The sequence below is a fragment of the Duodenibacillus massiliensis genome (genome assembly GCF_928721995.1).
Taxonomy (GTDB): Bacteria; Pseudomonadota; Gammaproteobacteria; order Burkholderiales; family Burkholderiaceae_F; genus Duodenibacillus; species Duodenibacillus massiliensis.
In genome coordinates this window covers 826,507-847,607 of the sequence record NZ_OV788642.1, presented here as the reverse complement: position 1 = coordinate 847,607, position 21,101 = coordinate 826,507, and the positions used below count along the sequence as shown (strand labels likewise).

At 56.5% G+C, this 21,101-nt stretch carries 22 protein-coding genes; 13 read left to right on the top strand and 9 right to left on the bottom strand.

Features of this window, described 5'->3' with window-relative positions:
- The first annotated feature begins 27 nt into the window (after positions 1–27).
- The 9 genes from NXF97_RS03825 (at position 28) to NXF97_RS03785 (ending at position 8,286) form a co-directional block, all read left to right on the top strand.
- Positions 28–450 (top strand): rhodanese-like domain-containing protein, encoded by a 423-nt coding sequence (locus NXF97_RS03825; RefSeq protein ID WP_074009850.1) that lies wholly within the window; start codon positions 28–30, stop codon positions 448–450.
- A 96-nt stretch (positions 451–546) separates the two neighbouring features.
- Entirely contained in the window at positions 547–1,302 is a 756-nt protein-coding gene (locus tag NXF97_RS03820) for an FKBP-type peptidyl-prolyl cis-trans isomerase (protein ID WP_274956523.1), read from the top strand.
- 100 nt (positions 1,303–1,402) lie between these two features.
- A complete protein-coding gene (locus NXF97_RS03815; RefSeq protein WP_274956522.1) occupies positions 1,403–2,056 on the top strand; it encodes a tetratricopeptide repeat protein in 654 nt (217 codons plus the stop codon).
- A 99-nt stretch (positions 2,057–2,155) separates the two neighbouring features.
- Entirely contained in the window at positions 2,156–2,872 is a 717-nt protein-coding gene (locus NXF97_RS03810; protein ID WP_022373265.1) for a 4Fe-4S dicluster domain-containing protein, read from the top strand.
- 3 nt (positions 2,873–2,875) lie between these two features.
- Positions 2,876–3,790, top strand: a complete 915-nt coding sequence (gene nrfD, locus NXF97_RS03805; RefSeq protein ID WP_274956521.1) for an NrfD/PsrC family molybdoenzyme membrane anchor subunit — start codon at positions 2,876–2,878, stop codon at positions 3,788–3,790.
- A 194-nt stretch (positions 3,791–3,984) separates the two neighbouring features.
- Positions 3,985–5,274 (top strand): nitrous oxide reductase family maturation protein NosD, encoded by a 1,290-nt coding sequence (nosD, locus tag NXF97_RS03800; RefSeq protein WP_274956520.1) that lies wholly within the window; start codon positions 3,985–3,987, stop codon positions 5,272–5,274.
- A gap of 91 nt (positions 5,275–5,365) precedes the next feature.
- Positions 5,366–7,243, top strand: a complete 1,878-nt coding sequence (locus tag NXF97_RS03795; RefSeq protein ID WP_274956519.1) for a heme lyase CcmF/NrfE family subunit — start codon at positions 5,366–5,368, stop codon at positions 7,241–7,243.
- Positions 7,240–7,623 carry a cytochrome c-type biogenesis protein gene (locus NXF97_RS03790; RefSeq protein WP_022373270.1) on the top strand — a complete coding sequence of 128 codons (384 nt, stop codon included), beginning with the start codon at positions 7,240–7,242 and terminating at the stop codon, positions 7,621–7,623. The genes NXF97_RS03795 and NXF97_RS03790 overlap by 4 nt, the downstream gene beginning before the upstream one ends.
- A gap of 24 nt (positions 7,624–7,647) precedes the next feature.
- On the top strand, positions 7,648–8,286 hold the full coding sequence (locus NXF97_RS03785) for a TlpA family protein disulfide reductase (RefSeq protein WP_274956518.1): 639 nt from the start codon (positions 7,648–7,650) through the stop codon (positions 8,284–8,286).
- 51 nt (positions 8,287–8,337) lie between these two features.
- Here NXF97_RS03785 and NXF97_RS03780 read toward each other — a convergent pair whose 3' ends face one another.
- Positions 8,338–8,826 carry a DUF4186 domain-containing protein gene (locus NXF97_RS03780; RefSeq protein ID WP_274956517.1) on the bottom strand — a complete coding sequence of 163 codons (489 nt, stop codon included), beginning with the start codon at positions 8,824–8,826 and terminating at the stop codon, positions 8,338–8,340.
- 40 nt (positions 8,827–8,866) lie between these two features.
- Here NXF97_RS03780 and NXF97_RS03775 point away from each other — a divergent pair, with 40 nt between their 5' ends.
- On the top strand, positions 8,867–9,577 hold the full coding sequence (locus NXF97_RS03775; protein ID WP_274956516.1) for an AlkZ-related protein: 711 nt from the start codon (positions 8,867–8,869) through the stop codon (positions 9,575–9,577).
- A 115-nt stretch (positions 9,578–9,692) separates the two neighbouring features.
- A complete protein-coding gene (locus NXF97_RS03770) occupies positions 9,693–9,971 on the top strand; it encodes a hypothetical protein (protein ID WP_074009859.1) in 279 nt (92 codons plus the stop codon).
- Positions 9,972–10,149: 178 nt separating this feature from the next.
- Here NXF97_RS03770 and NXF97_RS03765 read toward each other — a convergent pair whose 3' ends face one another.
- The 5 genes from NXF97_RS03765 to NXF97_RS03745 form a co-directional block, all read right to left on the bottom strand.
- Positions 10,150–11,496 carry an anaerobic C4-dicarboxylate transporter gene (locus NXF97_RS03765; protein WP_143183139.1) on the bottom strand — a complete coding sequence of 449 codons (1,347 nt, stop codon included), beginning with the start codon at positions 11,494–11,496 and terminating at the stop codon, positions 10,150–10,152.
- A gap of 304 nt (positions 11,497–11,800) precedes the next feature.
- Positions 11,801–13,051 carry a dicarboxylate/amino acid:cation symporter gene (locus tag NXF97_RS03760; RefSeq protein WP_022373562.1) on the bottom strand — a complete coding sequence of 417 codons (1,251 nt, stop codon included), beginning with the start codon at positions 13,049–13,051 and terminating at the stop codon, positions 11,801–11,803.
- A gap of 291 nt (positions 13,052–13,342) precedes the next feature.
- Positions 13,343–14,527 carry an MFS transporter gene (locus NXF97_RS03755; protein WP_274956515.1) on the bottom strand — a complete coding sequence of 395 codons (1,185 nt, stop codon included), beginning with the start codon at positions 14,525–14,527 and terminating at the stop codon, positions 13,343–13,345.
- Between the two features lie 119 nt (positions 14,528–14,646).
- Complete coding sequence (locus NXF97_RS03750; protein ID WP_074009861.1) at positions 14,647–15,543, bottom strand: universal stress protein; 897 nt, start codon at positions 15,541–15,543, stop codon at positions 14,647–14,649.
- 250 nt (positions 15,544–15,793) lie between these two features.
- Positions 15,794–16,726 carry a DMT family transporter gene (locus NXF97_RS03745; protein ID WP_274956514.1) on the bottom strand — a complete coding sequence of 311 codons (933 nt, stop codon included), beginning with the start codon at positions 16,724–16,726 and terminating at the stop codon, positions 15,794–15,796.
- Between the two features lie 210 nt (positions 16,727–16,936).
- Between NXF97_RS03745 and NXF97_RS03740 the strand changes: the two genes are divergently transcribed.
- Positions 16,937–17,422 carry a GntR family transcriptional regulator gene (locus NXF97_RS03740; RefSeq protein ID WP_274956513.1) on the top strand — a complete coding sequence of 162 codons (486 nt, stop codon included), beginning with the start codon at positions 16,937–16,939 and terminating at the stop codon, positions 17,420–17,422.
- Between the two features lie 2 nt (positions 17,423–17,424).
- Positions 17,425–18,216 carry an SDR family NAD(P)-dependent oxidoreductase gene (locus tag NXF97_RS03735; RefSeq protein WP_274956512.1) on the top strand — a complete coding sequence of 264 codons (792 nt, stop codon included), beginning with the start codon at positions 17,425–17,427 and terminating at the stop codon, positions 18,214–18,216.
- Here the strand turns inward: NXF97_RS03735 and NXF97_RS03730 are convergent.
- From NXF97_RS03730 to NXF97_RS03720, 3 genes are all read right to left on the bottom strand, one after another.
- Positions 18,213–19,700 (bottom strand): ATP-binding protein, encoded by a 1,488-nt coding sequence (locus NXF97_RS03730; protein WP_274956511.1) that lies wholly within the window; start codon positions 19,698–19,700, stop codon positions 18,213–18,215. The genes NXF97_RS03735 and NXF97_RS03730 overlap by 4 nt on opposite strands.
- On the bottom strand, positions 19,697–20,389 hold the full coding sequence (locus NXF97_RS03725; protein WP_022373569.1) for a response regulator transcription factor: 693 nt from the start codon (positions 20,387–20,389) through the stop codon (positions 19,697–19,699). Before NXF97_RS03725 ends, NXF97_RS03730 begins: the two co-directional genes overlap by 4 nt.
- A 95-nt stretch (positions 20,390–20,484) precedes the next feature.
- Positions 20,485–20,841, bottom strand: a complete 357-nt coding sequence (locus tag NXF97_RS03720; protein WP_022373570.1) for a NirD/YgiW/YdeI family stress tolerance protein — start codon at positions 20,839–20,841, stop codon at positions 20,485–20,487.
- Between the last annotated feature and the right edge of the window lie 260 nt (positions 20,842–21,101).

Sequence of the window (21,101 nt, the reverse complement as noted above, 5' to 3'; positions counted from 1 at the left end):
GGCGAAACTGAAAAGAATCACAACATCATGAAGAAAACGTTTGTCTGTCTCGGATTTGCCGCAGGAATGCTCCTTGCCGGAGCAGCGCTTGCCGGCGGTGACGGTCCCATGGTTGAGGCCCCTGTTTATAAGGAAGACCTCATCCAGATCTCGATCCCCGAGGCGGAAGTTCTCAAAAGCAAAGGCTGGAAGTTCTACGACGTCAACACGCTGGAAATCTGGGCCGACGGGTTTATCCCGGGGGCAACGTTTTTCAACGTGCAGGACTGGAAGAAACTGCTGCCCGCCGACAAGAACACCCCGATGGTTTTTTACTGCGCCAACCGCCTGTGCGAAAGCAGCGAGAACGCAGCCCGTCAGGTGATCAGACTCGGCTACACGCAGGTCCGCCAGATGCCCGACGGCATCTACGGGTGGAAACTTTCGGGCCGCGCCACGGAACGTCCGTAAGACACGCGTGATTTTTCTTGATAACCGGAACAAAAAGACTGTCCGAAACGAATGTCTCGTGAGGACGGCACCGTAACCACAGGAACACTCTGAATTATGCTGACCCTTAAGAAAACCCTGCCTGCACTCGCCGTGATTCTCGCGTTTGCGGCTCACTCCGTTACGGCGGCTGAGCTCAAAACGAGTGAAGAGCGTGAGTCTTACAGTATGGGGGCTTCTGTCGCCAACTACATCGCCGCGCAGATCATGAAGCAGGAAGCGCTCGGTGTAAAGACTGATAAAAAGCTCGTTCTGCAGGGCTTTAACGATGCGCTGCAGAATAAGTCGAAGATTTCAGCCGACGACATCATCAAGGAACTCAACAAGCGCCAGGATGTTTTAAACAAGCTTGAAGAGAAGGCCGTTGAAAAGGCGCGCGCGAAAAACGCGGCTGACGGCAAGGCCTACCTTGAAAAAAACGCCAAGAAAAAGGGCGTCGTGACCACTGAGTCCGGTCTTCAGTATGAAGTGCTCAAGCAGGGTAAGGGTGCGCTTCCCACAACGGCTGACGTTGTGACGGTCAATTACGAAGGCAGGCTCATTGACGGGACGGTCTTTGACTCGACCGCCCAGAGAGGCCCGCAGCGCTTTGTCGTGATGAGCGTGGTCCCCGGTTTTGAAGAGGGATTAAAGCTCATGAAGGAAGGCAGCAAGTACCGTTTTGTCATGCCGGCAAAACTTGCGTACGGCTCAGACGGTATTGCGCAGATTCCTCCGGAATCCACACTGATTTTTGAAGTTGAGCTGCTCAAGGTTGAAAAAGTCAAAGGACATCAGGGCATGATGAAAGGCATGGGAATGAGCGGCATGTAATGCCTCTCGGATTTTTTCCCTCGCTTTGCATCACCCCGACGGAAAAACGTTGGGTGCGTACATAAAAGACGCACCGGGTAAGCAAAAAGGAACCGAATCAATGACAACACTGGCGTGGGTGCTTGCTTTGGCGGCTTTGGTGCCGGCGGGGCTGTGCACTGCCTACGGCGTACGGTTTTCACATACGCCCGGGGCGGCCCGCGCAAAAGTTCTGACGGTACTTGCGGTGGTTCCCATCCTTGTGCTTTCAGCCGCAGGCTACGGGGTTCTGGGCCGTTTTTCGGACTGGGACACCCGTGAAGTCGACGAGTTTACGGACTGGCAGCTTGCTGCCCGCATCACCGAAGCCCGCCGCGCCGTGAAGGCTGATCCGGAAAATGAGGCCGCGCAGATGAAACTTGCGCAGTCTTATTACGCGGCAGGACTTTATAAGGATGCGGTTGACACACTGGATGCCGCCGTCACCCTCTGCGGCGAAACGCAGGAACTCTTGTCATTGAAGGCGCAGGCGCTTTACTACAGGGACGGACGCAGGTTCGGCCCGGAAGTCAGAGCCCTCACCGAAAGGCTGCTTCGCGCCAACCCCTACAACGTGGAAATCCGGCTTTTGATTGCCAACGATGCGTTTCTTACCGGGAACTATCAGATGGCAATCGATGAGTGGGAGTTTCTGATCCGTTCGGGAGCGGCGGCAGGCCAGCGCGCGGCACTTGAAAACGCCGTCGCCAACGCCCGCAGCCGGATGACCCGATAAGACGAAACGAATCAGCGGGAGACGTATTTTTCAGACGTTTCTTTCTGGTTACAGGTGAAAGAACAACTGAAGAAAAATACATACCCCTTGGAGAATATCGTGAGCGAAAAGATTGACAGGAGAAAGCTTCTCGCCGGAGCCGGATTAGGCGGCGCACTGCTCCTGCTTCAGACAGGCGGGTGCAGCAGCAACGGTTCGGGCGCGGCAGCCAAAGGTAAGCCCAAGTACGTGATGGTCTTTGACCAGAACAAGTGCGTGGGCTGCGGCGACTGCAAGGACGCCTGCACCAAAGTAAATGAATTACCGAAAGGCCAGTCGCGCCTGGCGCTGCAGTTTACCTGCGGCACCGACGGCACGGCACAGTGCCCGAAGGAAGACGCACCGCGCGGCTACGCCTACGACCGCCGTTACGTGCGTGTGTCCTGCCAGCAGTGTCAGGATGCACCGTGCGTGAAGGTTTGTCCGACGGGCGCAGCGCACCGCGATCCCGAAACCGGCATCGTGACGATGAATCCGGACAAGTGCATCGGCTGCAAGTACTGTATCGTGGCCTGCCCGTACAACGTCCGCTTCATCAATGAAAAGACCAAGGCAGCCGACAACTGCAACTTCTGCCTCGACAGCCGTCTGAAGAAGAATCAGACCCCGGGCTGCGTGGAAAGCTGCAAGTACGATGCCCTGATTTTCGGCGACGCAAGCGACGAGAAATCGTACGTGAGTCGTCTGTTGAAGGTGAAGGACAGCGTGCGCATCAAGCCTGAACTGGGCACTGATCCGGTCCTGCGCTACATCCCGATCGTAAAACTGGGAGTGTAAGAAATGGAAGCGAGCTTGAACTTTACCATCGGCTTAAGCCACGGCATTCAATGGCCCTGGCCCATTGCCGTGTATCTCTTCCTGGCAGGTATCTCGGGCGGTGCAATGGCAATTGCGCTGCTGGTGAACCTGTTTAAGGGTAACTATGAAAATACGCCGCTTCTGAAGTCCGCCTCGATGGTGGCCTTCGTGACGATCGCGCTCGGCATGGTCTGCCTTGTGGCTGACCTTACCAAGCCTCTCGCCTTCTGGCGCATTCTCATCAACTACAACCTGACTTCAGTGATGAGTCTGGGCGTGATTGCGCTCATTGCATACATTCCGCTCACCTTCATCCTGATGCTCATGGCGTTCGGGTCGAAGTGCTGCCCGGCGTTGTCGGGCCTCATCGCTGCCTTTGACGGCGTGAGAAAGCCCCTGTACTGGATCGTTCTGATCCTGGCGCTTACGATCTGCGCCTACACGGGTTTCCTCATTTCCGCACTGGTGCGCTTCCCGCTCATGAACACCGCCGTGCTGCCGGGGCTTTTTGTGGCTTCCGGGCTTTCTGCCGGTGCTGCTGCGGCGCGTTTGTTTGCCGTGGTGTGCTTCGGTGAAAAGCATGAAGGCTGCGATATGCACGTGCTGCACCGCGCCGAATATCCGATCATGGCCGCAGAACTTTTCTGCATCTTCATGATCGCGATGGCGATGGTGCTCGGCAACGAAGGTCAGCAGCTTGCGGCTGCGGCCTTCACGACCGGAACGTGGGCCACGCTTTTCTGGTGCGGCGTGATCGGTGTGGGCTTTGTCCTGCCCTTGATCGCGAGCTTCGGAAAATCGGCCGGTGCCTTCTGTCTGGGCGCTCTGGCGAGCATCTGCGGCATGATGTGCCTGCGTGTGTTCATCCTCTACGCCGGTCAGACATTCGTGCTCTAGAGCATCGTGTCAGAACTGTTTTTGCCGTACACTCGGAAGATTCCGGTGTACGGCGGAAACGCGGGTAAGGCGCCGGTTGTGCAGTGTGTTTGTGCAAAGGCGCCTTTTTTGTACCTTTTTCAAATCATTTTTCGGGTGCGGCAGTGGTCTTTCCGGCAAAACTCAAACGGGCGGCGGCATCGGCGGTGTTACTCATGCTGCCGGTCTTGGCGTCCGCTCAAAGTGCGCCGGTAATTACCGCCGCAGACGGCACGGTCTGCACCGTCATAACACCGGAAACAGCGCTTTCCCGGGCGCTTTCCTCTGTCCCCCGCGGGGGGTGCCTCTACCTTAGTAAGGGCGTTTACAAAGGCCCCTGGGTGATAGCCAAAAGCGTCGATATCCGCGCGGAAACGGGCGCTGAAATCCGAGGACGCGGCACCGGGAGCACCATTAAGATTCTTGCCTCTGACGTGAAGCTCACGGGGCTTACGGTCACCGGGTTCGGGCGCGAAATCCTCTCGCAGGACGCGGGTATTCATATCCGTAAGTTTGCTCACGACATCACGATTACGGGCGTTACGGTCACAGGCCCCGGGTTCGGCGTGTATGCCGAAGGGGTCTCACGCCTTACGGTTCAGAATTCAGTGATCACGGGCGAAAAGAGCGAACACGTCCTTGACCGCGGCGACGGGGTGTACGTAAAAAGCACCGGGGGCGCCGTGATCCGCGGCAACACCATGCGCTACACGCGTGACGGCGTTTACCTGGAAAGCACCGACGGCTGCACGGTCAATGACAATGACTTTGCGGGCCTGCAGTACGGTGTGCATTTTATGTACACCAAAAACGACAGGGCGCTGGGAAACAAAAGCGAAGCCGTGATCGGGGGCGTTGCGGTGATGAGTTCCAGAAATTCCGTTGTTACCGGCAACGTCACGGACCGTGCCGTGGAGTTCGGGATTCTTTTAAATGAAAGCAACGGGTGCCTCGTTGAAAACAACACCGTGACACGCACGCACAACCCGCGGGCCAAAAGTGCCCTCAATACGGAAGGTAAGGGCCTTTTTATCTACGGCGCGGGCGTCAACCGGATTCTCAGCAACCGCTTTGAGACAAGCGACATCGGTATTGACATTGCCCTGGGGGGCGAGGGGAGCACCGTGCTCGGAAACGTCATCGACGACAACCGCACACAGGTGCGCTATATCGGGAAGAGACCCCTTACCTGGAGCGATAACGGACGCGGCAACTACTGGGGTGCGGGCAGCGTCTGGGATCTGGACGGGGACGGTGTGGCCGATGCCCCGTACCAGCCCAATGATTCCCTGGACCGCCTCTTTTGGCTCTATCCGGAAGCGCGCTTTTTGATGGACAGCCCCGTGGTGTTTCTGCTCAGAAGAATCGCCGCAGGCCTGGCAATTGACAGCGGCAAGGGGATTACCGACTACGCGGCGCTGGCCGTCAGGCCTGAGGCCGGGGCGCGCAAGGAGCCTGAGAAATGACGTGTGTTAAGGCCGCAGAAGGACTTTTCGGGCACAATGAAGGCTCGTTTTGCGCGCAGGCCGTAAGCCTTGCCGCAGCAGGAGAAACACGGTGATTCCTGAGCTTGGTCTCTTTTTTCTGACGGCGGCGGCAGCGGCAGCGCTTGTCACGGCCGTCTTTTGTTTTTACGGTGTTGCCAAAGGCAATGTCTTTGCCCGTGACTTTTGGCGGGCAGGGCTCACCTCGGCCGTGATCTCTTTTTTTGCGGCAAGCATCTGCCTGACGGTGAGCTTTCTCACCGATGATTTTTCGGTTGCCTACGTTGCGCAGAATTCCAACAGTGCGCTTGCTCCTGTCTATAAGTTTGCCGCCTTCTGGGGCAGTCACGAAGGGTCGTTTCTGCTGTGGATTGACATGATTGCGGCGGCTGCGGCAACGGCACTTTTTTGCGCGCCCAAAGACGCCCTTTTGAAAGCCGCAACCGCGGCGGTGAGCTCTGCGGTGCTCGCGGCTTTTTCTCTTTTTTCGCTGTTTACTTCAAACCCTTTTGCGCGGCTTCTGCCGCTCGTTCCCAAAGAAGGCAGAGACCTCAATCCCATTTTGCAGGACGTCGGGATGATCGTGCATCCGCCGCTTCTGTTTGCAGGATACGCGGGCCTCACGATTGTGTTTGCCGTGGTGGCGGCGCTTCTGATGACGGGCTCGGCTGATGCGGCAAGACGCCGTTTCCTCAGAGGGCTTGTCTTTGTGACCTGGGCGTTTCTCACCGCAGGCAACGCTTTGGGCAGCTGGTGGGCCTACACCGAACTCGGCTGGGGCGGCTGGTGGTTCTGGGATCCCGTTGAAAATGCGTCCTTTATTCCGTGGCTTGTGACCACGGCGATGCTGCACGCCTTTGTTCTTCAGAAAACCGGGACATTCCGGCTTACGGTTTTCCTCGCGCTCATTTCCTTTGCGCTCTGTCTTTTCGGCTCCTTTATGGTCCGTTCCGGCATCGTTCAGTCGGTGCATGCCTTTGCCGCCGATCCCGCGCGCGGTGCGGCACTCCTGATTCTGAGCGTGGTGCTTCTGGTGCCTGCTTTTGTGCTGTATGCCGCACGTATTGAAGGGCTCACGAAACATGAGGCAGAGGCTCAAGGCAGCCCGGGCGGCGTCTTTTACTTTACGGTGACCGCCGGGATTTATCTTACGATTGCGGCAGCCGCAAGCGTCTTGATCGGCACGCTTTATCCCCTGATTTATGACCTCTTCGCGCTCGGAAAAATATCCGTGGGGGCGCCTTACTTCAACGCCTTTTTTGCCCCGATGACGATTGCCGCGGCCGTTTTGATCGGCGTGGTGCAGGCGGCAAAACTTCCGCGCCTGTTCTCTGTCTGTGCGGCTGTTCTTTCACTGGCGGCAGCTGCGGCAATCGCCGCCCTTTTTAAGCCCTCAGACCTGGTTCTTACGGTGCTCGGGTTTGCAGGGGCCTTCTGGGTGGCATCTACCGCCCTCGGGGCCGCAGCAAAACGCAGCATCAGCGCTGCTGCCGTTATTGCGCATCTAGGGCTTGCGGTGAGCATGGCGGGGGCCACCGGGACCTCAAACTACGAAACGGAAAACCTTCTGAGAATGGGGCCGGGGCTCGGAAAACCCATTGCCGACCTTATCTTTGTCTACGATGAAACAAAGGACGTCGTCACCCGCAGCTACCGCGCAAAAGAAGCGCAGATACTTGTGATGAATGAGAAAGAAGAGGTGCAGTTTACCTTGCGGCCCCAGCGTCAGACCTTCACGACTAACGGCATGGAAATGACGGCGGCAGGGATCCGGCACGGCCTCTGGCGCGACATTTATGTGTCGCTCGGTAACGAACTCGGTAACGGCGAATACCTGGTGAGAATCAGCATCAAGCCCCTGGTGAGCTGGCTTTGGGCGGGGGCGCTTCTGATGCTTCTCTCGCTGCCCCTGGCGTATATCGGACGGCGCCGTAAGGAGACTCAAAAGTGAAACGACGGACAGTGCTTGCGGCTGGAATTTTCGCGTGCATGACGGCACGGGCCGAAGACACCGGCAGACAAAGGCGAAACCTTGCCATTGCGATTTCCAAGGAACTCAGAGATCCGGCAAGCGCCAACTACACGCTTTTTGAAAGCGAAAGCTCGATTGCCGGGGAACTGAAGGCCGAAATCTATAAGCAGCTTGCCGAAGGCAAAACCCGGGAAGAAATCCTCGCGTTTTTCACGGCTCGCTACGGTGAACAGATCCGCTACGACCCGGCTTTAACGGGCGGCACGGCTCTTTTATGGGCGGCACCCTGGGTACTTTTTGCCGCCGCGGGCGCTGCTGCCTTCTGGCGCTTTAAAAGGCGTCGTCAGACGAATGAATAACAAACAAAGACCCTGAGGAACACTATGAAGAAACTTTGGATTGCACTGGCAGGTGTTTTGGCAATCGGTGCGGCACAGGCTTCTATCTTTGATGCGCCGGTCTATTCCACCGGTAATCAGCTCAAAAACCGGCCGCTTGCGTTTACCGACTTTAAGGAACTTGCGGGAGCGCACCCGGCGGAAAACCTGTCATTTGAAGGCATGGACGGTAAAAAGCACGCCATCAGTGACTACAAGGGGAAACTCTTGATTCTCGATATGTGGGCGAGCTGGTGCGATCCGTGCCTGCGCTCGATTCCTTTGATTACCGAACTGCAGAAAAAGTTTAATCACGACCCCAAGAGCAAGGTGCGCTTTTATTCGGTGAGTATCGATGAACCGGGGACCGACGTGAAGGATTTCCTCGAAGAAAATAAGTTCCGTGGTTTTGAGACGTGGCTTGATCCGGAAAAGTCTATTTTCCGCATCATTCCGAGTGATGTGGTCCCGACGGCTTATTTCTTTGACGGCAAGGGTAACCTCGTGGGCTTTTTGCGGGGTTACGCCGACTGGACGGGCGCGGGCGTTGAAAACTTTCTGATCCGTATGGGTGAAAAGTACGCCGATCCCACGAAAATCAAGCCGAAGGTGAAGCCCCCGGTGCTGCCGCAGGTAACGCGTTAAGTGCGGGTAAAGCCGGTCTTTGCAGAAAGTCCGGCTTTTTTTTGTGCCCGGTCAGAAGAGCTCTGGCTGCGGCGAGACATCCTTTTTCGTCTTTTTGGAGCGCTCGGGCTTAGCGGGTTTGGCAAGATCGGCTCTGATCCAGGCGATGATGAGTTCGATTGCGAAAGCTTTTTCAGCATCCGTGAGCGCGTGTCCGGGCGTAATGCCGTGCCACTTCATGAGACAGTTGCGGCAGCAGCAGGCCGTGGCGTGCTGGGCGGTAAAGACGGGATGCCCCTTCATCGGCGTCTGATGTCCGTCGTTGGCGATTTGGGCGGGGGCAAGGCGCTTGGTGATGATCTCAAGCGCGTGCTGCCGCAAAAGGGCGTCGCCTTTTGTCTGCGCCGCTTCCCGGTCTTTGGCGTTTAAGCGGAAGCGGGCGCGGAAGTCTGACTGCGCGAGGTGCGCGAGTTCCCGGGCCATATTGGCGTCCGAGAGGTCTGTGATGAGGCTTTGAAAGCCGCGCCATGTTGCCGGCTGCTCTAAGTGTTGACTAGACATAAAATAACCGATACGCGTCGAAAAAAGGACGGTACGCAAGATGGTTAAGCATAACGCGAAGAAAATAAGCCGCAGTCTCACGGATTCCGAGGCGCTCATCGAAGCCGTGGAACACTTCCGGTTTCTGCCTTTTTTCAGAAATCCGGTGGCAGGCTGGTCCGTTGAGGACATGACGCCCTCAGAGCTTTGGTTTACCGATATTCCGGGACCCTGGGAGTGGAAGGGACCCGTGATCCGCACCGGCGAATGTCTGTACGGAAAGTTTTTCGACAAAAAAGCGGGCTTTGTATTCCGGGATGAATTCCCGAAGTTCGCGGCTTTAAGGCGCGCGCTGATTCCGGAGACAGCAAATCCCAAGGCGGCCGCCCGGGAAGCCTGGGTGCTTGAGCAGCTCTCCCCGGGTGACCCGGTCTTAAGTCTTGAACTCAAGGAACTTTATGCGGAGGAATGCGGATCGGTTTCCGGGCTTGAGACAACGCTGACGCGCCTTCAGATGCACTGCCGGGTTGTGATTGCCGACTTTGAGTACAAACGTACCAAAAGCGGGAAACCTTACGGCTGGGGGCTCGCGCGCTTTACGCTCCCGGAATTCATCGCGGGCGAAGCGGCGATTGAAGCGGCGCGGGAAATTGACCTCGGGACCGCTGAAGAAGAGTTCGTCGGTTTGCTGTGCGCAGACTGGCCACATGCGCAAGAGGCTGTTGTCCGTGCCATGGTGACTGGTCGGGCGATTGCGCAGAAATTCCGTTAATCTGCAGTGCTTTTGCCGTGAGACTTGTCGGCTAAGCACTATTTACAGTCTGTGTTCAAGCCAGAGAGTACGATGGTGTCATCCGCAGAATAACTTCTTAAGGGAGAGGCCGATCATGATGCACGGAGTGCAGTGGATTAAGGAACTCATGGCGATGGTGGAGCGCGATAAGGCGGAAAACTCCCCTAAAAGCCTCATTATTCACGACCGCATTAAACCGCTTCTCGGTGAAGAGCTCACCGACAGCCGCAATCTCGGCATGCAGCGCATTAAGGAACTGCTCAGCGGCGGCTGGCCCGGAATTCTGTCTGTGGAACACACCGAAGATATGGCAAAGTTTCTGGAAGAAAATCCGGAAGCATTGAAAAAGCTGCAGAAGGAAGTCTACGGCTAGTTGTTCAGAATCGGCCGTTAAGAAAAAGTCCCGCCCAAGGCACTGAGCCCGGCGGGATTTTTTCCCCCCTCTGAGCATTATGGAAAAAAGCGGGACCGGTTTTGAGGCCGGTCCCGAAACGGTTGGATCCGCCTTATTACAGGCCTCACCACCCAGAGGAAAAGATTAATTCAGGTTCTCAGATGTAGCCGTAGACCATACCCAGACAGTAACCGGTGATCACAGCCGAGATCACACCGATAAGCCCCGGCGCAATGAATGAGTGGTTGATCACGAACTTACCGATGTGGGTTGTACCCGAACGGTCAAACGTGATGGCAGCCAGATCTGACGGATATGTCGGCAGAATGTAGTAGCCGTAGCAGGCGGAAATCATCGCCACGATGATGCCCGGAGGCGTGCCGATGGCAATTGCGGTGGGCACCAGGGTCACGATGGCGGCAGCCTGCGAATTTACCAGTTTGGAAACAAGAAGCAGGGCGATGCCGAAGGTCCAGGGGTGCTCCTGAATGAGGCCGGTGAGACTGCCTTTGAGCTCATTGAGGTGAGCACCGAACATTGTTTCGGCCATCCAGGCCACGCCGTAGACGGAGACAATGGCCACCATGCCCGCATTAAAGACATTGGTTTTGTTGATCTGACGGGCATTGCAGAACAGAACCATCAGGATGCCGGCCAAAAGCATGAACATCTGAATCACGAGCGTCATCGAGAGGCGCTTCTTGCCGACCATGGGCCGCAGTTCGGGAACCGAGCCTAAAACCGCCACAAGAGCAACGATCGCGATGAAGATAAAGAGGCTTGCCCACTGCTGCTTGGTGAATTTTTTGCCGATCAGCGTGGTCGATTCGCCGTAGACGTACTTCTTCTGTTCAGGATCAGCAATCAGTTTCTGGAACTTTTCATCTTTGTCGAGATCCTTGCCGCGGAAAAGCGAGAAGGTGCCGATGAGGAAAATGCCGACGATGGCGGCAGGAATTACGATAGCAAAAAGCTGAGGGAAGCCGAAGAGCTCACCGCCCACCGTGCGGCCTTCAAGCAAGGCAATGATCGTGACGGAGGCAACGGCCGCCGGGCTGCAGATGATGCCCATCTGAGCGGCAATCGTTGAGGCTGCCATCGGGCGTTCAGGACGAATGTTGTTCTTAATGGCAACGTCATAAATAATCGGAAGCATCGTGTAGACGACGTGCCCTGTTCCGCACAGCACCGTCAGGAACCAGCAGATGTAGGGGGCAACGTAGCAGATCGATTTCGGATGACGGCGCAGAAGTTTTTCGGCAATCTGCAGCAGGCAGTCAAGACCGCCCGCAGCCTGCAGGGCGCTGCCCGCGCACACCACGGCCATAATTGTGAGAATGACGTCAACCGGTGGCTTTCCGGGCGTTAATCCGAAGCCGAAGACAAAGACCACCAGGCCGATGCCGCCCATCATGCCGAGCGTCATACCGCCGCGCGGCGCGGCAAAAAACAAACAGGCAAGCAGCACAGCCAGCTGCAGCCAGAAATCAATACCAACTCCCATGATTCTCCTACCGGTTCTTTTTGGTTTTTGAAATGTGTTGAGGCGATTTTGTCCGCTTTTTCTTTCGGCTTAATCGTCCTGCGAAGCGGAAAATTATCATAGGATTACGAAAATAATCTTTTATTTAAAAATAGTATTTAAGTTATAATACTCCTTTAATCTCCGTCAGCCGGAACCGCTGGCTGACGTCAAGCCGAAAATGTTTTTTTCCTGCCGGTATTGAAAAAACGAGAGGTGTCAGGACAAAGAAAAAGGGCTTTGCCCTTTTTGAGCAAAGCCCTTTGCGTTTAAAGCGGATCGGATATCAGGCCGTCTTGATTTCCTGGCCTTCCATCGGGTCGAGCTTATCGGCATGCATCTGGTGTTCCCAGTTCGTGACGATCAGTGCCGAACCCACGTCGCCCACCACGTTAATGGACGTACGGATCATATCGAGAATACGGTCAATACCGGCGATAAGGGCCACGGCTTCGAGCGGAATGCCGACCTGCGTGAAGACAACCGTCGTCATGATGAGGCCAGCGCCCGGCACACCGGCCGTACCGACAGCGGCAAGAACGCCCATCAGCACGATGGTGACCTGGTCGGTCATCGAGAGGTCAATACCAAAGACCTGCGCGGCAAAGATCGAGCACACGCCCATGTAAACGGCGGTACCGGCCATGTTGATCGTATTGCCCAGAGGAATCGAGAAGTACGAAATGGCTTTTGTCGTACCCAGGCGGCGGGCTGCAACGATGTTTGCGGGCAGTGCTGCCGCAGACGAGCAGGTCGTAAAGGCGATGAGCCAGGGTTCCGCAATACCCTTGAGAAACGGGATGACCTTGACGCCGGCGAAGATTCTCACGCAGGGAATCAGGATCACGAAGACGAACACAACCGTTGCAAGGAACGAGGCGAGGATGAGCTTTCCGAGCGGAAGCAGCACCGCAAGCCCGTGACGCGAGACCGTAAAGGCGATCAAACCGAACACACCGATCGGGGCGTAGGTCATCACCATGTTGGTCACACGAATCATCGTCTGGCCGATGAGGTCAAAGACCGTGATGAGCGGCCGGCCGTTTTCGCCCAAGGCGGCAAGACCGAAGCCGAACATGATCGCAAAGAAGATGATCTGCAGCATGGCGCCCTTACTGAAGGCTTCCATGGGGTTGATCGGGACGATGTTCAAAAGCGTTTCAACAAGCGGAGGCGCCGTCACGGCCTTGGCCTTGAGACCTTCGGTCGTCAGACTCAGACCGACACCCGGGTCAATCCACTGTGCAAACAGAAGACCGCACATCACTGCGACGGCGGTAAAGCCCGCGTAGCAGATCAGGATCTTCACGGCAACACGGCCGAGTTTGCTGACGTCAGAAATGTTGGCGGCACCGGCGATCAGCGTTGCGATCACCAAGGGCACAACCACCATGCGGATCAGACGGATGAACAACGTACCCAAGGGCTGCAGATACGTCTGGGCGAACTGTGTGTCGACCAAAGCGCCGACGATCACACCTAGAATCAGGCCGATAAACATCTGCCATGCCAGGCCGATTTTCTTTTTGGAAGCCATAAAGAGCTCCTTTGTTTTTAACTGTCAAACTGGAATCGGACAGGCCCGAGCGCCGTAGCTGCAAGACCGACGGGGTGTGTCGGATTTGTAAGCAGAACTTTCAGGACCTGCTTGCAATTGATTGTATTGACTCAGCCCCCGACGGCCTGAAAAAAAGCCCAAGAATTGAAAAATATTTGTCTCAAGTTTGGTTTAAGACAAAAGTCTTGGGGTTTTGTTGCCGAAAACGGACTTTTTTCGCATTGAAGGTGTAGACGAATCGGTACAGGTTGTCTCTCTTAAGCAAAATGCTTATGCCTGTTTTTCGGGTTTTTGTGTGCGGCATTTTTTCGCGGAGAGCCAGAGACCTGCGCAGCCCATCAGAGCCGCCATTGAGGCAAAGATGGAAAACACACCCACGGCGGCTGAGAGCACGCCGAAGGCAGGCGGCAGAAACACGTGACAGCCCATCAAAATCGTGACGCGAACGCCGAGGGCCTCCCCCACACGGCCCTTGGGGACAACGCTGTGGAGCAGACTCATCACATTGGGCTGACTCGCTCCGAGCCCGAGCCCCAGCACAAAGGCCACGACAAAAAGCGGAGTGAGCGTTTCAAAGAAGGGAAAGGCAAAGTAGGCAGCGCCCCCCAAAAGCATTGTGCCCGTTAAAAACTGCCACTCCGAGACGTGTTTGGCAATAAAGACTATGAAAAAGCGCACGATGAAGGTGGCGGCATAAAAGACTCCGATCAGCCATCCGATTTCGGCTGCCGACAGGCCGATTGCATGCCCGTAGAAGGGGAACATGAAGTTCTGCAGGTCGTAGGCCATCGAAACGAGTGCGTTGATGATGAGAATGACCCGTACGTCGGAAATTGCGAGTAACTCACTGACCTTCTTCTGAACGGGATTGGCTGTTTTTTTCGGGGCATCTGCTTCCCAGTGCCGCGGCAGTTTTCTGAGTGTGAAAAGCACGATACCGATACCGGCTACGGCAAGCGCAAGGCTCGTTATGTAGGAGTAGTGCGCTCCGAGCCGGTCGATGACTTCTCCGGAAACGACCGGAGCCATGAGGCCAGAGGCTGAATAGACCATCGCAAGCCAGGAAAACGCAACGGCACGCTGTTTGGGAGAGGCCGTGTAGCCGGTCAATTCCTGCCCCACAAGCTGCACGGACATGGATCCGAGGCCGCTCACCAGCGCACAGCAGTAAAGGGGAATGAGACCGAAAGTGTCGGCTGCGGCCAGAGACGGAATGAGCGCCGCACAGAAAATACAGAGCGCGCCGAAACAGACCGGTTTTCTCGGACCCACGGCATCGACCCAGCGGCCGTATTTGAGTGCCGCAAGCATCGGGCAAAGCGAGATGAGCCCGATGAGGATGCCGACCTCGGTGCCGCCTGCACCGTGATTAAGCGCATCAAGGCTCAGCGTCAGACGCATCATCGAAAAACTCAGATGCAGGGACAGTGTGTAGAGAAAAACACAGGCAAGCATGCGGCAAAACCGGCAAAAAGAAAACCGACCGCACCGGGCTAAGGGAGGGGCCCGCAATGCAGTCGGCTGCGTTAATTTCAGGCGGGTGTGAGGATAGACGTCCGCCTGTTAAAGTGAGATCAGTGACGGATCAGCAGGATCGGCACATCACCCTGAGCGGCCACACGCGTGGCGGTGGAGCCCATCACGGCGGACTTGAAGCGCCCGTATCCGTGGCTGCCCATCACGACAACGTCGAGCTTGCGTTTCTTTGCAAACGCCGCAATTTCGTCACCGGGGTTGCCCACAAGGCAGATTTCCTTCGGGGCAACGCCGGCTTTGGCTAAAAGCGGACGCACGGGTTCAATGCTTTCGTCAAATTCCTTCTTCTGCAGTTCAATGACTTCAGATTCGGAAAGCGCGGGCAGAGCCATACCGGCCATATCCGGCATCACGGCACCGGCGTAGTCGCTGGTGACGTTGATGAGGTAGAAGGAAGCGCCCTTACCGAAGAGTTCCTTGTGACGCAGCGCGTATTTGACGGCCGCGGTACCGAATTTGGAGCCGTCCACGCAGATACCCACACGCATGGCGTCGGCTTCCGGAGCGGGTTTGTTGCGAAGAATCAGCAGAGGATTCTTGGTGCGGGCAAGAACGCCGTTGGTGACAGAGCCCAGGAAGAGGCCCGCAAGCGCCGTGCGGCCGCGCGAACCCATGATGATGAGGTCAGCCGGAAGGCGCGAGGCTTCCTCGGCGATCTTTTCCGCGGGATCACCCACGATAAAGGCTTCGGTGACTTCGATACCCTGGGCCTTCAGATATTTGCGGGCGGGCTTAAAGATCTTTTCGGCTTCGTCTTCGTAGTAGCGCATCAGGGAGTCCTTGCTCACCAGACGCGCGGCGCGGGCGGGCAGGGGATCCAAAACGACCAGAAGTTCGATTTCAGTCGCGGTACCCAAGAGTGTCGCACGGGAAGCGACAAACGCGAGCGAGTTCTCACTGTAGGAACTGCCGTCAATGGGAACGAGGATTTTCATAGGCTTGTATCCTTTACAAGAATCATCTTCAGCCTCAGGTTCTCGGCCTTTGTAAGCGTTGCCTGATAGTAAGCCGATAAGCCGGGCAACAGGGAGAAAGCTCCCCACTTGATGAAGTTATACCTGACTCAGGGCCAAACGGAAATAAAAAAGCGGGTTCGTTTGGATTTTATTGCGCCGAGTGTTGTGTTGACACAAACAATCATGCAAAAAAGTCTTTGAAATCCGTCGCCGCAGGTGCTGTTGCGGCTCAGTGCCGGCGCCTGAAAAATTTAAGCGACCCCTGCACCAGGATGATCCCGGCAAGAACGCACACCGACCCCGTGACAAAGGGCCATCCGACTTCTTCCCCGAGAATAAGGACGCCGAACAAAACCCCGAAAAGCGGTGTTGCAAAAACAAGGACGCCCAAGCGTGCCGCAAGGTAGGTTCTCAGCAGCCGGCACCAGACGAGGTAACTCGCAAATGAGACGATGAAGGTCTGAAAGAGAAAACTCGACCAGCCGGTGAGTGCCGGAGAAAAGGTCGTCTGTCCGGTGCAAAGCGCCGTGGTGAGGAGAAAAACAAACGCCGCAAGAAGCTGCCAGAAAAGCATCTGTGAGGGCGCGGCCGTGTTCATCGTCGTGGTGCGCATGAAGTAGGTGGTCAGTCCCCAGGAAATGCCGGAACCCAACCCCAGAAGGTCTCCGAGCCACCAAAGATCACCGGAAGAGCGCGGTTGGTCACCGGTAAGTGCCGGCACCAGAAACGCGACGGCAATGCCGGTAAACGCAATGAGTACGCCCAGCCACTGCAACGGGCTTAACCGCTCTTCCGGCAGTTTCAGCGAAAGACCCACGGCGGCAAAAAGGGGCGCCGTATACAGAAGCACAGACATGTGGGCGGCACTCGTAAAGCGCAGGCCCTCGGAGACAAAGAAAAATTCGAGCGTAAAGCCGATCCCGACCTTAAGGCAGTCGGCAAAGCGCACTGCCGGGTTCCAGGGATCCTTAATGACGAAACGCACCGCAAGAAGCACCAAAAGCGCCGCAATGCCGGATCTCAGCGCCACCTGAAGCATGGGGCTGATTTCGCCGGCAGCGGCCTTGATCGCCGTCTGCTGCAGCCCCCAGAGGGCGCACAAAACAACGGTGGTAAGGACTGCGGAGGAGTCAATGGGCTTGCGTTCGCCGGGGACTGCCATGGGAAGACACACAAAGGAAAAGACAGAACGAAGCCGCGAATCTTAGCGGTTTGCACGCGCTTTGGCGCTTGTGCGCGCGTGCCTGGTGCAAATCAGAATTTTCGGGCGTTTTTTGAGTGTTTCTTGTTTTAAAACAATAATTTGCAGGATAAAAATGCAAATTGGGACAATACACGCGCGCCGCGAGTAATAATCATCTTGCACGGTCTGGTGAACCGCTTTGAGCGTTTCCAGGACCGTGACGGTAACTTTTATGCGTTTGATCATGAGGTGCTTGCGGTTGTCAGAGTGCCCGCAGAGCCTGAAATTGCCGAAGTGCTCGAGCTCGCTCCTGGCACTGATCATGTCTGGAAGATTAAGCGGCTTCTTAAAAGCAACGGTGAACTCATCATTCTCGACGAGATGTTTTTGAATCCCCGCTGCTTCGGTGAGGAGGTCCGCGAAAAGATTGAAAGACTTGATCCCAGGCAGTCGATGTACGCTTACTTCGAATCGGAGTTCTGTCAGAAGATTGCCTCCTGCAGTGACGTGCTGCGCGCCTCGTTTGCCCAAGGAGACCTCGTGGGTTACGGTTTTCTTGAAGGCAGCTGCGTCGTTATTCTTGAGCGTGTTGCACCTAACCCCAAGGGTGAGGTGCTTGAATTTCGCCGCATGACGGCGGTGGCTTCAAAGGTTCAGTTTGCTGTTGAGGATTAATTGTGGCGAAGTGGTGCATCGTAACGGGAGCGACATCAGGTATCGGCCGGGAGCTTGCGCTTCTGGCCGCAGCGGACGGATTTTCTCTGATTGTCGCTTCCCGCAGCGGCGAACGCTTAAGGTCGGCTGCCGATGAATTCAGGCGGGCAGGAAGCCCGGAGGTTCTGTTTTTCCCCATGGATTTGAGTAGCGCAAAAGCTGCTCAAATGCTTTGGGCATATGCGCAGGAGAAAGGCATCACGCCTGAGATTTTGGTTAACAACGCAGGCTTTGGCGTCTACACCGATGCGGCTGACGCGGATAACCTTGAGCGGGTCACCCGTATGATGGGACTTAACGTGGAAGCGCTTACCGTGCTTTCAATGCTGGCCGCGCACGCGATGCGTGAGGCCGGCAACGGCCGGATTCTCAATGTGGCTTCGGTTGCAGCCTTTGCGGCGTGCCCGAAACTAGCGGCCTATGCGGCCACAAAGTCCTATGTGCTTTCCTTTTCCCGGGCGCTTGCCGAAGAACTCAAGAGTACGGGCGTCACTGTGACGGCGCTTTGCCCGGGCTATACGCTCACGCACTTTGCCGATGCCGCGGGTGTGGCGCCCTCAGCGGGCTCAGACATCATCGCGCGTTCAGCCCGCGAGGCGGCTTTAACCGGCTGGAAAGCTTTGCGTTCCGAAAAACCCGTTGTGATTGACGGTGCCCTCAACCGCCTTTGTGTCGGGCTCATCAGGCTTCTTCCCGCGGGATTTGTGACCCGGATTGCGGGCAGGCTTCTCACGCGTTTTGCCCGCGCCGCCTAAAGCGCTTTTTTCAGTGTGAGCGTTACCGTGAGGCCGGTCTTTTTCACAGCATCGGTCCAGTCAAGACTGATTTCGGTGCTGGTTCTCTGAGCGATGGTCTTCACGATGGAAAGCCCGAGGCCGGTGCCCGTTTCTTTGCTGCCCAAAATCCGGTAGAAAGGATCGAAAATCCGCCCGCGCTCTTCGGGCGCAACCCCCGGGCCGCTGTCGGCCACGCAGATGCGGATGCAGTCGGCAGCATCTGTGACGCTTACTTTGACCGTGCCGTTTTCAGGCGTGTACTTGACGGCGTTCTGAACGAGGTTGCGCACCATCGTAAAGAGGTCGCTCTCCCCGACGGCCGCTGTGAGTTTGTCCGCGCCCGGTGTGTCAAGGCCTTCGGCCTCAAAGTCAATTGACTTTTCATCGGCTGCCCAGTAAAGCTCCTCCATCACCGAGGCAATCACCGTAAGGCACCCGGCACGCGCGGGTGCAGCGGACTGGGTGCCGTCTGCAGCCTGAGCGCGTTTCAGGGCCAGAAGCTGCGTAATGAGGTCGGTTGCGCGGCTAATGCCGTTTTGCAGCGATGTGACGCGGTCTCTGACGTCTTTACTCATTTTGCAGGCGGCAAGGCGCTCGGCCTGCAGCGAGAGCGCCGTCATCGGACTTCTTAATTCGTGCGCGGCGTCCGCGGTAAAGCGCGCTTCGCGTTCCCGGAGCGCCTGCACGCGGGCCAGAAGCCGGTTCATGGCTTCAACCGAGGGTTTTATCTCCTGCGGAATGCCTTCCGTCCTGATTTCAGAGAGGTCTTCGGGCTTGCGGGCGTTGATTCCCTGTGCAAAGGTTTTTAAGGGTCTCAGGCTCTTCCAGAGCACAAAACCCAGTATGAGAAGCATCACGGGCGCAAGCATCAGAAGGGGCGCCGTGGAGACAAGGGCTGTGAAAAGCACCGTTTCGTTACGCTCTTCAAGATTTTGCGCGGCGGCAACGTGCGTGCCGTCGGAAAGCGTTCTGAAGTAGATGCGGTAGGGCTGACCGAAAAGTTCAGCGGTGTGCGCGCCGTCTTCATAGGTTCGGGTAAAGGTGGTCGTTAAGGCGCGGCCCCTGCCGTGTAGAAGCCGCACCGTTACGGGTTGCCCGGCCACAAGCACGGCGTTACCGTTGTCGTCATCGGCTTCATAGCGGTCTTCAAAGTCATCGTCATCCATCGTGAGTGCGGCAATGGAGGGCTTTGACGGGTCGTAGCCCGGGGCGCCCGGGCCGTAAAAGCCGCCGACGGGTTCGGGCGGAAGGACTTCCCCCATATCCATGCGGCCTGCAACGACGTCGCGGGAAATGAGCCCCACAACCTGTTTGAGGGTGTGGTCCTGTTCGTCTTCGGCACGCTCCCAGGCGGCAAAAAAACTCACCGTGCAGGCAACGACGAGAAAGACCGCGAGCGTGGCGCTGCACCACAAAAGAGAGCGCCGGATGAGCGAATTTTTTTCAAAAAGCGTGCTTTTCATGCGGCTTTCTCTTTCTGCACCATCCAGCCAAGGCCCCGGATATTGCGGATGACGCCTGCGCCGAGCTTTTTTCTCAGGCCGTAGAGAATAAATTCCAGGGCGTTGCTTTCGGGGGTTTCGTCCGGGTAGAGGCGCTCTTCAAGAGCCTGGCGCGAGAGAATGGTCCCCGGGCGCGCCAAAAGCGCTTCCAGAAGCTCAAACTCTTTTTTGGAAAGCGCGGTTTCTTCTTTTCCGGCCGGGCCCGTGACGGTCGCGGTTTTGGTGTCAAGCCGCAGGGTCACGATGCCGTTGGTAAGTTCTGCGGCAGCCTGTGTATCCGCGGGCGCCGGGGCTTTGCGGCGCAGCACCGCCCGCATGCGCGCAAGAAGCTCACTCATGTGAAAGGGTTTTAAAACGTAGTCGTCGGCGCCCGCGTCAAGCCCGGCTAACCGGTCTTCAAGCGCGTCGCGGGCGGTCATCACCAAAACCGGCGTTGCCGTATCCTTGGTCCGCAGGTCCCGCAAAAGCGCCATCCCGTCGCGGCCGGGCAGCCCCAGATCAAGAAACACAACGTCAAAGGTTCCCGCCGCAAGCATGCCGCCCGCTTCCCAGCCGCTTTTGGCCCAGAGAACATCGTAACCCTCGTCCGTGAGGGCTTCGCGGACGGCTTCACCGATCATCGGGTCGTCTTCAACAAGGAGTATGTGCATGGCGGACTCAGAAGGTTGGGTGGCTGCAAAATACGGACAAAGCCGAAGTATTCGCGACCGGAATACTTCGGCAGGATTTTAAGAAGCGTATCCGGTTAGCGGATCACGGTGAGGCGGTGGGCTTCGACTTCGTTGGGCTTCATGATTTCCGTGTCGATTTCGCCTTCAACGCGCACCTTTGTGTTGCTGTCGACGCGCTGGCCGGCAAAGATGCGGTCATCAATTTCCACGACGATCGTGCCGGTTGCATCACGCAGCGTGTACTTGTCGTTGCGGACCTGGTTGATGAGGTTGCCTTCAAGCACCACCATCTGGTCGTCGCGGCCGTTGTCCAAAACCTGCTTGACGGTCGTCACGGGCTGGCTCTGGCCCACAAACTGAGCCTGGGCGGCGCCGATCGAGAAAACGGAGAGAGCAGCGGCAGCGAAAGCAAGGGTCTTCATGTTGGTCATTTTTGTGTTTCCTTATTAAGGCTTGGTTTTTTCGGTTTCGTTTCAAGACTCAGCGGTGCTGTGTCTTTCTTTGTGCTTCGCAGTTTATGGAGCCGGAATTAGCCGACACCTAGATGCGGCCTAAGTCTTTACTAAGTGAAGGTAACGAATTGTTTCTGCTGGGCGCTTTTCCACCCGAAACGCATTCTTAAAGGTGCTCTGCGTATACCTTTGTATCGTCCGCCGGTGCCTTATTTTCTCTATTTAAATCAGTTAATTAA

What these genes read in the sequence shown, in the direction of transcription:
- NXF97_RS03825 (WP_074009850.1), top strand. Translation starts at nt 28, where the DNA reads ATGAAGAAAACGTTTGTCTGTCTCGGATTTGCCGCAGGAATGCTCCTT.
- NXF97_RS03820 (WP_274956523.1), top strand. Translation starts at nt 547, where the DNA reads ATGCTGACCCTTAAGAAAACCCTGCCTGCACTCGCCGTGATTCTCGCG.
- NXF97_RS03815 (WP_274956522.1), top strand. Translation starts at nt 1,403, where the DNA reads ATGACAACACTGGCGTGGGTGCTTGCTTTGGCGGCTTTGGTGCCGGCG.
- nrfD (WP_274956521.1), top strand. Translation starts at nt 2,876, where the DNA reads ATGGAAGCGAGCTTGAACTTTACCATCGGCTTAAGCCACGGCATTCAA.
- nosD (WP_274956520.1), top strand. Translation starts at nt 3,985, where the DNA reads ATGCTGCCGGTCTTGGCGTCCGCTCAAAGTGCGCCGGTAATTACCGCC.
- NXF97_RS03785 (WP_274956518.1), top strand. Translation starts at nt 7,648, where the DNA reads ATGAAGAAACTTTGGATTGCACTGGCAGGTGTTTTGGCAATCGGTGCG.
- NXF97_RS03780 (WP_274956517.1), bottom strand. Translation starts at nt 8,826, where the DNA reads ATGTCTAGTCAACACTTAGAGCAGCCGGCAACATGGCGCGGCTTTCAA.
- NXF97_RS03775 (WP_274956516.1), top strand. Translation starts at nt 8,867, where the DNA reads ATGGTTAAGCATAACGCGAAGAAAATAAGCCGCAGTCTCACGGATTCC.
- NXF97_RS03770 (WP_074009859.1), top strand. Translation starts at nt 9,693, where the DNA reads ATGATGCACGGAGTGCAGTGGATTAAGGAACTCATGGCGATGGTGGAG.
- NXF97_RS03765 (WP_143183139.1), bottom strand. Translation starts at nt 11,496, where the DNA reads ATGGGAGTTGGTATTGATTTCTGGCTGCAGCTGGCTGTGCTGCTTGCC.
- NXF97_RS03760 (WP_022373562.1), bottom strand. Translation starts at nt 13,051, where the DNA reads ATGGCTTCCAAAAAGAAAATCGGCCTGGCATGGCAGATGTTTATCGGC.
- NXF97_RS03755 (WP_274956515.1), bottom strand. Translation starts at nt 14,527, where the DNA reads ATGCTTGCCTGTGTTTTTCTCTACACACTGTCCCTGCATCTGAGTTTT.
- NXF97_RS03750 (WP_074009861.1), bottom strand. Translation starts at nt 15,543, where the DNA reads ATGAAAATCCTCGTTCCCATTGACGGCAGTTCCTACAGTGAGAACTCG.
- NXF97_RS03745 (WP_274956514.1), bottom strand. Translation starts at nt 16,726, where the DNA reads ATGGCAGTCCCCGGCGAACGCAAGCCCATTGACTCCTCCGCAGTCCTT.
- NXF97_RS03730 (WP_274956511.1), bottom strand. Translation starts at nt 19,700, where the DNA reads ATGAAAAGCACGCTTTTTGAAAAAAATTCGCTCATCCGGCGCTCTCTT.
- NXF97_RS03725 (WP_022373569.1), bottom strand. Translation starts at nt 20,389, where the DNA reads ATGCACATACTCCTTGTTGAAGACGACCCGATGATCGGTGAAGCCGTC.
- NXF97_RS03720 (WP_022373570.1), bottom strand. Translation starts at nt 20,841, where the DNA reads ATGACCAACATGAAGACCCTTGCTTTCGCTGCCGCTGCTCTCTCCGTT.